The 11,377-nt window shown below is 55.4% G+C and carries 12 protein-coding genes; 2 read left to right on the forward strand and 10 right to left on the reverse strand.

Annotation, left to right across the window (positions count from 1 at the left end):
* Window positions 1-158: 158 nt before the first annotated feature.
* The 8 genes from BN1129_RS15800 to BN1129_RS15840 form a co-directional block, all read right to left on the reverse strand.
* Window positions 159-773 carry a helix-turn-helix transcriptional regulator gene (locus BN1129_RS15800; protein WP_042037752.1) on the reverse strand — a complete coding sequence of 205 codons (615 nt, stop codon included), beginning with the start codon at window positions 771-773 and terminating at the stop codon, window positions 159-161.
* A gap of 308 nt (window positions 774-1,081) precedes the next feature.
* Entirely contained in the window at window positions 1,082-2,218 is a 1,137-nt protein-coding gene (locus tag BN1129_RS21890; protein WP_052449368.1) for a zonular occludens toxin family protein, read from the reverse strand.
* Between the two features lie 39 nt (window positions 2,219-2,257).
* The gene (locus BN1129_RS21895) at window positions 2,258-2,590 is read right to left on the reverse strand and encodes a DUF2523 family protein (RefSeq protein WP_052449369.1); all 333 of its coding nucleotides are present in this window, start codon (window positions 2,588-2,590) and stop codon (window positions 2,258-2,260) included.
* A 12-nt stretch (window positions 2,591-2,602) separates the two neighbouring features.
* Entirely contained in the window at window positions 2,603-4,198 is a 1,596-nt protein-coding gene (locus tag BN1129_RS15815; RefSeq protein ID WP_042037754.1) for a hypothetical protein, read from the reverse strand.
* A gap of 106 nt (window positions 4,199-4,304) precedes the next feature.
* On the reverse strand, window positions 4,305-4,526 hold the full coding sequence (locus BN1129_RS15820; RefSeq protein WP_042037755.1) for a hypothetical protein: 222 nt from the start codon (window positions 4,524-4,526) through the stop codon (window positions 4,305-4,307).
* Window positions 4,527-4,785: 259 nt separating this feature from the next.
* Window positions 4,786-5,094, reverse strand: coding sequence for a hypothetical protein (locus tag BN1129_RS15830; protein ID WP_157013428.1), 309 nt, complete (start codon window positions 5,092-5,094; stop codon window positions 4,786-4,788).
* Between the two features lie 42 nt (window positions 5,095-5,136).
* Window positions 5,137-7,317: a replication endonuclease gene (locus BN1129_RS22715; protein ID WP_084204670.1), complete on the reverse strand. Its 2,181-nt coding sequence runs from the start codon at window positions 7,315-7,317 to the stop codon at window positions 5,137-5,139.
* Between the two features lie 3 nt (window positions 7,318-7,320).
* Window positions 7,321-7,560 (reverse strand): hypothetical protein, encoded by a 240-nt coding sequence (locus tag BN1129_RS15840; RefSeq protein ID WP_042037759.1) that lies wholly within the window; start codon window positions 7,558-7,560, stop codon window positions 7,321-7,323.
* 127 nt (window positions 7,561-7,687) lie between these two features.
* Here BN1129_RS15840 and BN1129_RS15845 point away from each other — a divergent pair, with 127 nt between their 5' ends.
* Both BN1129_RS15845 and BN1129_RS15850 read left to right on the forward strand, forming a co-directional pair.
* Entirely contained in the window at window positions 7,688-8,047 is a 360-nt protein-coding gene (locus tag BN1129_RS15845; RefSeq protein WP_052449372.1) for a DUF3693 domain-containing protein, read from the forward strand.
* 139 nt (window positions 8,048-8,186) lie between these two features.
* Window positions 8,187-8,459 (forward strand): RepB family protein, encoded by a 273-nt coding sequence (locus BN1129_RS15850; RefSeq protein ID WP_042037760.1) that lies wholly within the window; start codon window positions 8,187-8,189, stop codon window positions 8,457-8,459.
* 212 nt (window positions 8,460-8,671) lie between these two features.
* On the opposite strand, the gene rsmF is transcribed toward BN1129_RS15850, so the two are convergent.
* Entirely contained in the window at window positions 8,672-10,102 is a 1,431-nt protein-coding gene (rsmF, locus tag BN1129_RS15855; RefSeq protein WP_042037853.1) for a 16S rRNA (cytosine(1407)-C(5))-methyltransferase RsmF, read from the reverse strand.
* 130 nt (window positions 10,103-10,232) lie between these two features.
* Window positions 10,233-11,377: MlaD family protein (locus BN1129_RS15860; protein ID WP_042037761.1), on the reverse strand; the 1,145-nt coding region annotated here is incomplete at its 5' end.

Genomic DNA, 11,377 nt, shown 5'->3' on the forward strand with positions numbered 1-11,377 from the left:
CAAAACGCCGGAAGCCTTAAAAGCCGGTTTGGCAGGAGGAAGGGGGATCCCGACTCTGGTCTAGATGGGCGTGTTTCGGCGCCTGGCTACGTCATTTTCTCTTAACGTAGTGGGGCGCCTTGTAGGGGCTACCGCCCCTGTTCTCTGATGACCATACATCAGTGCCATTGCGGATTGGCCTTGTAGAGCTCGCGAGCGTAATCACGAAGGGCGAGAGTGCTAGTCCACTCGTATGGTACGTGCTCAGGGCCTTCTGACATCTTGGCGAGGCGTTCCAAAAGCTGCAACATGAACAGATACGAATAGCCACCATCATAGTCCGCAAACTTCAGAAAACGCTTCATGAGTTGCAAATGTCCCTTGTAATCGGAGAGCAACGGCATATAGACCGCCCAAGCCTGCTCTGCCGTGGACAATGCAGGATCCGGCAAATCTTGCTCTGCCGTAGACAATGCAGGATCAGGCAAATCTTGCTTTGGCTCCGGCAAGGGAAGTGCAACCTGTTTCTCTGCATCACCGCGTTCTGGGGTGGACTGCACGTTTACGTGCTCTGGTGCAGGCTTAATGACGGTGACTTTTTCAATCTTGTTGAAGTGCCACGCCAGATAACGCACGGCTAGAGCGGTGCGGATTTCAATGGCCATGTGGCCTTTCTCCATGCGGTTGATGGTGTTCCGCGCAACGCCCAGCTCATCGGCCATGCGCTGCTGTGACCAGTCCAGCACCCGGCGAAAATCCCTCAACTCCTCGGCGTTCAAGTTCAAGCTGTCCATACTCTCCCCCTAGAAAGTGCAACATCATGTTGCATATCTTGAGTATAGAATGACCAACATTAAATGCAACATCATGTTGCACATTCTTTTTGCATGTCAGTGTTTTGGCTACGGGCCGAGAGAAAGCTACACGAGACGCCCGTTTTGGTGGGGGTGTCCTCGGGGGTAGCGCCGTTGTGCGCGAAGGCCAGCGGTGGAGCTGCTGGCGGACAGCGCACCACGGCGGGCCTTCGGGCACTGGCAAAAGCAGGCGGCGGGGACGCCGGAGGACGCTTTAGAGGAACGCATAACACTTGGACGGGTGAATACTACAAAGCCTTTTCAACAGACCCCGCAACACCAGAGGTCAGGCTATCCCTCTTACCCGGTGGTGCTATGTTGCGTTCACGAATCAGCATAGTGACCTTGCCCTTGGTGATGACCAAACCATAGGTCTTCATGGCAACCGTCCAACCGAGCTGGGTCAGGTCTGACGAACGCCACATCATGATGGAATTGTCCTTGTCGTCCCACACTTCGATCCAAGCATCAAGCAACACACCATTGACGACCGTCTGAGAGGTGAGCACGGGCTTGTATCCCTCAAGGGTCTGGGTGAACAGGTCATCGACCTTGGGTTTGGGCGGGTGCGCCGGTTTGGCGGTGGGCTGCCCAGGTGACGTGGGGGAGGGTGCAACATCTTGTTGCTGTGACTGCTTAACCAGTTCATCAGCGCCCACGTTCTCGTTGAAGTTGAACAGCAGGTCAAGGGCAAACCACAGGCCGCCAATAAGCAAGACACCGGCAATTGGAAGGCCGTACTTGAACTTTGCCGACTTGAATATGTTGGTCCGGTCATCTTTATAGACCCCCATTTCATTGTCTTCAGACGTGGTGCTGGCGTAGCTGCCGAAGTATTTAGGGTCATAGACCTTGATGCCGCCGGTTAGCTTCTCGAACTCGATACGGCTGCGCTGGCCGTCTGCCCTGAGCGAGCCCTTGTAAGAGCCCCACGAGTAGCGCTTGGATTGCCCCAGCGCGTCCAGCTTCATAAATACGAACTTGCGGTCTATCCGGTTACGCCAGAGGCTGTGCACATCGTTGAGGTTCTGTCCCATGAGGACGATATCAAGGCCACGGTGTCGGTGTTCGGTGACAAATTGGATGATCGGGTCTGCCATCTTTTGCCGACCTGACGGCCAAAAGTTTTGGGCCTCATCAATGATGACCAAGCTTTTGTCCCGGACGTGCTCATTGATGGTCAGAACCTGATCACGGGTAATCTGTTTAAGCTGTTCCTGACACTGCTCTAGCGTTATCTCGCTCAGCTCAGCTATTTTCTCGTAATTAAGGCCCTCAATATAGGCATCTACCGTGCGGCCATCCCTGAGCCTCGGGATAATATGCGACACTAGGGCCTCATAGCTTTTCCCACTGCCCGGCAATCCCTCGTGAAATATCAGCATGTTACGTTCCTACTTAACATAATAAAACAGAGACGCTGTTTACCACTGGAACAACGTGGCGACCTTGCGCACCAGCCGGAAGGCGACCCCCATGGAAATAAACAGAAACGCCTGTGAGATACCGGACATATTAAGGAAATACACCACATCACTCGGGATGTAGTTAAACAGGTCTTGCAAGCTGTATTGCAGGAAGTCAGGCAAAGGGATGCTGGCTATCACAAATCGAATTGCCGTGAGTATCTTTTCAAACGTATCGAGGAGCATCCCCTCGAACCACTGAAAGATTGCCTGAAACAGATGGACAATCCAGAGAACGAAGCTCTCTATCATGTCCCTGAGCCAGTTCCTAAACGAATTAAGCAGTTCCATGGCTTTATCTCCTTAATCCAACAGGGCGATTCTGAACGCGACATAAAGCCCTAACAGCTTCACGCACAGCGCGATGATTTCAAATATCCTTTGCAGGTCTGCATTGCAAAACACATCAAACACAATTGAGCCACCACCTACACCCGCAATCTGGGGAACATCAATGCTGAACGAAGGGCATGTACCGGCGCCCATTTCAACCCTGAAGAATCCGCTTATGCCCGAGAACAACGGCAACGCATTCATGGCTGCAACATGTTGTTGCATGACGGTGTTGTAATTACGCGAGGCCCAGTCATTGGGGTGCGGGTTTACATCGGCGGGGTTCGTCTTGATGGTGCTATCACCCGGAGGCAACGGCCCCTGATTGTCGTCCTTGGAATCCTCGATAGCGTCTTTGATGCCATCAAGCTTGGTGCCCATGGAAGCGTTGCCGTCCTTGATGGCGTTAGCCATCTGTATTTGACCAATACCAGCCCCTGAGCCCCCCTGTGAGGCCGACAACTGCGCCTCTTTGATGGACGTCTGAATATCCCTAGCGGTTTGCTGTATGACGTTACCCAAGGCGGCGTTCTGCTCACTGTTGGCCTTGATCTCTTTGTTGCTAGTCTCGGCCAACTTATCAACGACCGTGTTTAGTGTGGCCGTGCCGGTTGCGCCGGATGTTGGGTTGCTAACTGCGCTACTGGCGGCGTTCTGGAGCTGGTTTTGTGCTGCATCGGTAGAGGCGGACGAATTGGGGGGCGTAACAGGGGTATTCGCTCCCGCCGTAGAGGTTTCTTCCTCGGTGCCTTGCGTCTGAATAGGGCAATTTTCACCCGTAAACTGTATGACTGCTGCCCATATTTTAAGATTAGGGTCGACGCTAACAGAGCCGCCTACAGGGCGAATCGAACACTGGCCGTAACATTGTATCTGGACTGAACCAAAATTTGACTGAAAATACTTTACGGGGGTTAATGGCTCGCCATATGTGTTTCCGGCAATGCCTTGACAAATTGGCCTGCAAAATTCTTTGCCAGTAATAGTGTTGGTATCTTTTACCGAGCCCAACAAACATTGAACCGGTTTCTTTTCACAGACAGTGCCATTTTCAGTAACTTTCGGGCCAAAGGTAAATTCTGGTTTACCGGCTGGCGGGCATGTATATGTGGCCTGAGCCAGCTTGTCATTCCAAAAACCACCACCACCAAAATCAGTGTAGGGTTTATTGGTGCACATAATAGCAACAGTCTGACCCGCTGACGGTTCAACAGCAGGAACAGAACATATCCTATTAGGGTTATCCTGATATTTAGTAACCAACTTAGCGCAATCGGCGATTGTCACCGGAGAGCCCAAGACTCGGTTAGAAGGGTCTTTACACGTACCGAATGTGGTGGGCTTTGTTGCGGCTGTCCATTCAGCCGCCGTTGCATAATTGCCAACGGCGAGCGTGAGCATACCTATAGCGACCGCGCCAAACACGAAGTAAAGAAACCATTTGATTAGACGCAGGAGGACTTTAAAGAAGTTGAGCGGGTTAACGCAGTATATTACAGCTCGAAGCGTCTTCCTGATTATCCAGCGCACACTAATGGCGCGAGTTATTTCCTGATATGAGCGCATAAGCCAACACCAACCCTGTGATAAACATTATGGGAGCCCAGACCATGGCATCCTCTCCAATAAAAAAGGGACGGCGCAGGCCGCCCCTTGTGGGTGCAACATGAGGTTACTTGCTACTGGCAAGACCTTGGATTTTGCGCCAGCCCCAGATAGCCGCACCCAGACCGGCCTTAGCCAGACCAACAGCGGCAACGAAGCCGAGCAGAGCCGTAACAGCAGCCAGAACGGCAGTCTGAACGCCGGTGACGTCGAGGCCTTCAGCATGAGCAACGCCAGCGGTCAGCAGCATGGCGGCGATGATGGTCATTTTTTTCATGTTCATATTCATGTGACTTTCCTTATCTCATTCCAATGATTGAAGTGACGCGAGCCCATGCCCATGAGGCGTAGTAGACCGTTATCACACCAGTGAAGGAGGCACCGAGAAGTGCCACCAAAGTGCCATAGCCCACGGTTGCAGGGTCGAGCCATGCGACCATGGAGGCTATGTCTTGTTGCTCGACCAGATAAGCGCCTTGGCACTGGTCAAGCGCCACATCAACGGCTTGCAAGAAGCCTTCGGCAGTTACCTGGACGCAGCGCATCTGTTAAGCCTTCTTGGCGTTGTTGGGGAGGGCGAACAGGCGGAAGCCGTTGAACTGCTTGTGCTGGCCCTGTGCACCGGCATAGGCGCTATCGACGTATTCGAGCTGAAGGGTGATGCGGCCCCCGACAAGGGCCTTCAGTTCAACGTGCATGTTCGCCTTAACTTGATCCTCACTGAGGCCGACCTCAATCACCGAGGTGGGCTTGGTGGTCATAAACTTGAAGGTGCCGACCTGTATGTCGGTATCACCGCGCTTACGGGTGCTCAGTACGATGTCGTCGGCATCCATGATGTTTCCTACAATTTCCATTTCGCTTCTCCGGTTGTTTGGGTTTTGGTAAAGACAGGACAGTTAAAGACACGGGTCCAAGCCGACACCGCCCGGCTCGCACCCCAGAGGGGACCCCGCGAGGCGGTCGCTGTCGGGATACAGCAGCCAGACGCGAGACTGATGGTCACAAATGGCCATTTGCTGCATCGCTTCATAGGCTTCGTATTCCATGAACTGGTAAACCTTCTCCTCGTGCAGCACGTCGAATTGGTCGTTGATGCCTTCCATGGTCTTCTTACACGCCGCTTCCCACTTCTCCTTGGAAGTGATGAGCCAGTCCTTGGCGCGGGTCAGCAGGAAGACGTCACAGAACATCAGGCCCATGGCGCGAAGGGCGGCGCGGTCGCCGTACTGGGTCTTGGTGCGCGGAGTGCGCAGCAGAACGCCGTCCTCATCGCACAGCATCTGCATGGCTTCTGGGATGCCGTAGTGGACCTTCACGGTCTGGTCATTGCGGCGAACTTGAACGCCACCCATGGCACAGCAGAAGGCGGCCCAATCACCGGCATCAGCGGCTTTGCGGACGTTTTCGAGCGCGAAGTGCTGCTCGGGGGTCAGGTCTTTCAGCATCGGGTTTTCCTGATCGAGTTCGGTGCGGATGCGGCGGAGCTCACGCCACGCAGTAACGGAGGGGCCGCCGATTTGCTGGAACTGGCGGATACGGTTGTCTGATTTCCATGCGTCAACACGGGCGGCGGTGTCGATGGCCTTGGCGCGTTTGCCGGCTTCGTGGTCTTTGCCCACTGCATAGCCGTCGATGTTCTTGGCCACGTACTTGGAGCAGTAGCCGCAGGCCGAGCCCTTACGGGGGTCGATAAACACGACCTTAAAGCGGTGCTGCTTTGCGCCAGGCTCGTTGCCGGAGTCGGCCAACATCTGCTCGCGGCAAATCTTGAGGTACTGCTTGGCCTGCTGGGTGGACATGAACAGCACAGCATGCCAGTGGGGGGTGCCATCGTGGTGCGGCTCGGCGAACCGGAAGCCGTAAGGCTTTATCTCGGCTTCATCGGCGCGTTTGCGGATGTTGTTCCAGCAGTTGATGAGCCACGCTTGAGCGTCCCGAACGGACGGGCGGCCTGCCTCAATCCAGTTCTGATTGGCGGTGCCATTGCGGTGCACCGAGTGGAAACGGCTGGGGCACGTAAACGTGAGGAAAATTGCAACATGGCGTTGCTCTTTGGCACACTTCTCAAAACCTGACAGTCTGGTCATGAGTTCGGCGCGGCGATTGGTGCGGTTGCTGACGCTGGCATCGACGGCCTCTTTCATGCCTACGGCATCGAAAACATCATCCACATTGTGCGCAACAAGCGCTGACAGGGTTTCATCATTACGAGCGAGGCGGAAAGCACGGCGAGCCACAGAGAGGTCTGTTGTATACGCAGCCATTCTTGCGCTGATAAGGGCATGTTCTCTAGCGGCATCGTATAGACGGTGAGCTGACACACCGCGAAGGCGACGGCGAACCCATGCCATATCGGCCCAGCGATTAAGGGTCGGATAGGGGTCGTCCGCCTGCTCTTCGGTGATTGTATCCACAGGGTTAAGCCCGTAGTGATGAGCCAGTGCCACAACCAGCCGGAGAGCAACCACATGGTGTCTTGTAGCAACCAGACGTCCGGTATGCTCAGCGAATCGACGGGCAAAGGTATCAAATCCGTCATCGTCGGCAGAGTAACGAAACTCGCCAAGCTCACCATGAACAGACAAAGACTCATCAAGGCGCCGTGCTGCCTCATTAGCAGACTGTACGCCCAGTAACGCATTACGCGATTGATAGACATGAGTGAACCATCCTACACAGGCGGGGTGACGCAGCACGACGCGCTCCCGTAACTTGGCATCGTCAGCGCCACCGATGGGCAGGGCGGCGAACTTGTCGGCTTGTGCCTCGGCACTGAACGGGGCAGGGGAGCCGCGAACGACTTCAACGGGCGCGGCCACTTGGGGGCGCCACCATTTGGTTGCAACATCAAGTTGCACACCGTTATCTTGCGCCCACTGTTCGCGCAGCATGGCCATGTAGGGCTCAGAGCTGCGAAGGGCGGTAAGGTACTCCTCGCCTTTGAGACCTGCGAGGGAAGGGGAGCGATGCGGTTTAGAGATAACAGCTGCACGGGAACCGTCAAGGGTGCGCTGTGCGGCGTAGGAGGTGAAGGTCATGGACGAACCGAGGCGGCCATCAGCAACTTGGATTGCCATGGATCAGCACTCCCGACCTGATGTGATGCCGGGAATAGTTATCGGCGACTGGCGTTCGTAAGGGAACGCACCCGACTCATCAACCCAATCAGCCAAATCGATGTCGAGGAAGTCGGGACCAAGCTCGTCGTTGATTTCACCCTCAAGGATGCAGAGGTCGGAGCAAGCTGAACAACCGGCACCGCCGCAGGCTTGGCAGACGTGGTAAACGGGTACTTGTTGCTGTAGGGTCTGGCGTTCCATGTTCCGTACTCACTGAATGGTAAGTTGATGTGAGTTTTAGGACATGTGCGTACTATTTACAACATACGAAAACAGACACATGGAAGGTGTGATAATCTTGATTTGACAAACCTGAGAGGATAAGCAAATGGACTCTAAAACACTGATGGCGGCCTATATGAGGGCCAAAAACTACTCGACTTACACTCAGGTATCTAAAGACTTGGGTTTTACGACATCTTACATAGCATCAATCAACAACGAACGAGCGCAATTCACTGATGAGACTGCAATTTTTCTTGCGGAAGGTGCAGGCCTTAACCCTGAAGAAGTAGTTATCTCATTGAACGCAGTCAGAGCTAAGACGCCGGAGGCAAAAGCGACTTGGTACAGCATCTTAAAAAAGTACTCCGCAAGCACGGAAGCCGCGCTGGCCGTGGCTTGCCTGACGATGGGGAGCGCTAACCTGCCTCCCTTTATGACCGCGCATTTGCATTTTTTATGTTAAATTGTATCTTGTTGATCTGATGATATATTTATTGCGCGTTGCCAAGGTGTCCGATGAGAGGGGAGAACCCTCTTGTTCAGACAACCGTCATCAACACGTTAGAGATAACAAACATTGAAGCAAACCATTGCAAGGTCATATGAGCCAGGAAATAAACGTGGATGAGGCCCAAGAGGCTGTCCCACACAACAATGCCGAGCGGCAACGCCAACATGTGAAGCGTAAACAGGAAACCCACACCAGGTTGCAGTGCTGGATAAGCAATCGTCACGCCGAGCGGTTGCAGGAGTTGGGGTTGCATCTCGAAGACAGCCAGGCCTCGCTCATCGAGCAGGCGATCGATCAGCTCTATCAACATGAACTGTCATCCCAGCCCCAAGTTGAGCAAGAGATGGCTGAGGCGCTCGAGTGAGGGGCAGGAAACAGACAGTGCGGACATAAAAAAAGCCAGGTACGAATTTCTTGTACCTAGCATAGGGGAATTGGCTCCTTGCAGAGCCGTGCGCTAACTGGTGTTCGGACAGCCTTAAGCTTAGACAAGGCTCAAGGCTTTTCAAGATCCGCACAAAAGTTCAACCGATGTGTGGGTTTTTAAGACTCGATCAGACGCGAGTCATCACACACTCAGGCGCCGAACAGATTGTTGTCGCGCACCAACTCGCGGGGCAGGGCATTCTTGACCCGGCTGCCGACCCACTTCCCCATGCCCAGGGTATGACCCTGATAACGCACGATCACCTCGCCCGAGCCAGCCTCCTGCTCAGGCCAGACATCCCGCCCCATCATGAACTCCCGTGCATTGGCGCCGTCGAGTTCGATACATCCCAGAGTGGCCTTGTCGCCATAGGCCAACGCCCACTCATGAGTGAGGCGATAACCTTTCTTGAAGGTTTCAGCCAGCTTGATGCCGATGCGATCAAAACGCAGCTTGCCCTGCACCTGCTCAAATAACAGTGGAAAGAGCCAGATCTCGTCATTGCGACCAAACAGCTGGCCCTGTGGTACCACGCCAAAATGGGCTTCAATCTCGCGCAACATGGGCTCGGCCTCTTTGGTGGGCAGTGGCGAGAAGGGGAACTTGCCGAGTTTGCCCGGCTTGAACATGGTATTTGGCACTGAGTGATGCTTGCGCAATCTGGCGACGAAAAATCCCTCACTGTCGAAGATCTGGGGCCAAACGTGCAGATATCCTTCGGGCGTACAGGCCAGCTGTGCATGGGGGAACAGGTCGGCCAGCGAGTCAACGCTCAGGGCATCACCAAACTTGTCCAACAGGGACTGACAGACCGCCTGGTTCTCCTGCTCGCTCAACGTGCAAGTGGAGTAAACCAGCACGCCACCGGGTTTCAGGGCATGAAAGGCGCTCTCCAGCAGACCTTGCTGCACCGCAGCAATTTCGTCGATGCTCGCTATGCTCCAGTTGCGCAGGGCATCTTCATCCTTGCGCACCGTCCCTTCGCCGGAGCAGGGGGCATCGAGCAGTATGGCGTCGAAGGTCTCCGGCAACCACTGGCCAAACACCTTGGCATCGAAGTGGGTCATGCCCACATTGGTCACGCCACAGCGCTGAATGTTAGCGCTGAGCACCTTGAGCCGGCTGCTGGAATATTCGTTGGCAACCAGCATGCCCTGGTTGTTCATCAAGGCCGCGATCTGGGTAGTCTTGGAGCCGGGGGCGGCGGCTGCGTCCAGCAGCATGCCATCTCGCTTGACCTGATCGCTGGCAAATAGCGCGGTAACCGGCAACATGGAGCTCGCTTCCTGGATATAGAAGAGGCCGCTCAGGTGTTCTGCGGTATTGCCAAGGGGCACGCTCTCGTCGCGGCGACTCAGCCAGAAGCCGGTCTCGCACCAGGGCACAGCCTCGAGCTGCCAGCCCAGCGGTTGCATCAGTTCGCAGAATGCGGGTACCGAGATCTTCAGCGTATTTACCCGAATACTGCGTCGCAGTGGGCGCCGGCAACTGGCTACGAAAGAGTCCATAGTGAGGTGCGCTGGCATGATGGCCGCAATATGGTGCAAGAAGTGATCGGGAAGATAGGTATTGTCGTGCACTGTGCCGTCTCGCTGACCCAAAAAGAGGGGCGACATCTTATCACACGGCTAGGAATATTCTTAACGGGCAATGAGCAAGGGGAAAATGAACAAGCCCGGCACTGGGCCGGGCTTGGAACAAGAGAGACGTTCAGGGCTGGATGCGGGGACTCCACTTCAGCCACTCTTTCTCCGCCTTGCCATACAGCGGGTAGCTGTGGCCAGCCTTGACGGTCGCCCCCATATCGTGCTCTGGGGTATTGAATGCGATGCCGCCCGCCAGCAGGCTCTGCACGGTTTCCACCTCTATGGTCCCCCCGGTCAAGCCTATGTCGGCCTTGACCCCGGAGACATTCCAGAAGCGGGTGTTGGCCCGCACCAGATGGGCATATTCCTTGTCGACACTCACATCGATCAGCACCTCACTGCCATCGCGCGCCAGCGTAACCCCGGTGACACTGCCCACCATGAGTTTACGAAACAGCAAGGGGCTGCCGACGCTCAGGCCATTGACCGAGGGGCTCTTGAGGGTCAAGGCCAGGCCCACCTGACCACTCTGACTCAAGGGGAAGCGATCCTTGCCGGCCCCTTGACCTGGCAGAGCCTCCACAAAGGCCCCTTTGATCAGGGTGTCGAGGTGAGCGACGCCGCCCAGCCCCAGCTTGGCCTGTACCAGAGTAAAGCGGGCGCCAGATTGCAAGAAACGACCGGCATAGTGACCATCCAGCTCGGCCTTGAAGATCACTTGCCCCAACGATGGTTCCAGCTCGATCTGCTCAATCTTGCCGATGTCGACCCCGCGATAGCGGATCGGGCTGCCAATGCCCAGACCCGGGTTGCTCTCGGCGGTCAGGGAGAGGCTGCGCACGTTCGCCTTTGCCTGCTCCTTGCTGTCAAACAGCTGGTGACTGCTGCGGCCGGAGCCCAGCCGATCGAACTCGATGGCGCCGCGCAGCAAGGTGGCCAGATTGCCCACCTTCACCTGCACACCATCGACCCGCACCCGGGCATCCAGTGCCGGTTTTTTCCAAAATTGCGGAAGCTGTGAGAGCAGAGGGGCATAAACACCATCAATTTCGAGCTCGATCTCGACCCCCTCTTTGGCGGCGCGCAGCTGCTTGACCTTGCCCGCCTCAAGCCCCAGATAGAGCACAGGGGAGCCGATGCCAATGCCATCTGCCTGTTCCGCTTTCAATAACCAGCGCTGGGGCTTGGCATCCCGGGTGCCTAACAGGGCCAGTTCCTGACTCGGGTAGAGGCGGTTTATCCGCTCACCGCTCGCCGCCTGTACCAACT

The sequence above is a fragment of the Aeromonas popoffii genome (assembly GCF_000820025.1).
Lineage (GTDB): Bacteria > Pseudomonadota > Gammaproteobacteria > Enterobacterales > Aeromonadaceae > Aeromonas > Aeromonas popoffii.

Coding starts and splice junctions, on each gene's coding strand:
- BN1129_RS15800 (WP_042037752.1), bottom strand. CDS start 773: ATGGACAGCTTGAACTTGAACGCCGAGGAGTTGAGGGATTTTCGCCGG.
- BN1129_RS21890 (WP_052449368.1), bottom strand. CDS start 2,218: ATGCTGATATTTCACGAGGGATTGCCGGGCAGTGGGAAAAGCTATGAG.
- BN1129_RS21895 (WP_052449369.1), bottom strand. CDS start 2,590: ATGGAACTGCTTAATTCGTTTAGGAACTGGCTCAGGGACATGATAGAG.
- BN1129_RS15815 (WP_042037754.1), bottom strand. CDS start 4,198: ATGCGCTCATATCAGGAAATAACTCGCGCCATTAGTGTGCGCTGGATA.
- BN1129_RS15820 (WP_042037755.1), bottom strand. CDS start 4,526: ATGAATATGAACATGAAAAAAATGACCATCATCGCCGCCATGCTGCTG.
- BN1129_RS15830 (WP_157013428.1), bottom strand. CDS start 5,094: ATGGAAATTGTAGGAAACATCATGGATGCCGACGACATCGTACTGAGC.
- BN1129_RS22715 (WP_084204670.1), bottom strand. CDS start 7,317: ATGGCAATCCAAGTTGCTGATGGCCGCCTCGGTTCGTCCATGACCTTC.
- BN1129_RS15840 (WP_042037759.1), bottom strand. CDS start 7,560: ATGGAACGCCAGACCCTACAGCAACAAGTACCCGTTTACCACGTCTGC.
- BN1129_RS15845 (WP_052449372.1), top strand. CDS start 7,688: ATGGACTCTAAAACACTGATGGCGGCCTATATGAGGGCCAAAAACTAC.
- BN1129_RS15850 (WP_042037760.1), top strand. CDS start 8,187: ATGAGCCAGGAAATAAACGTGGATGAGGCCCAAGAGGCTGTCCCACAC.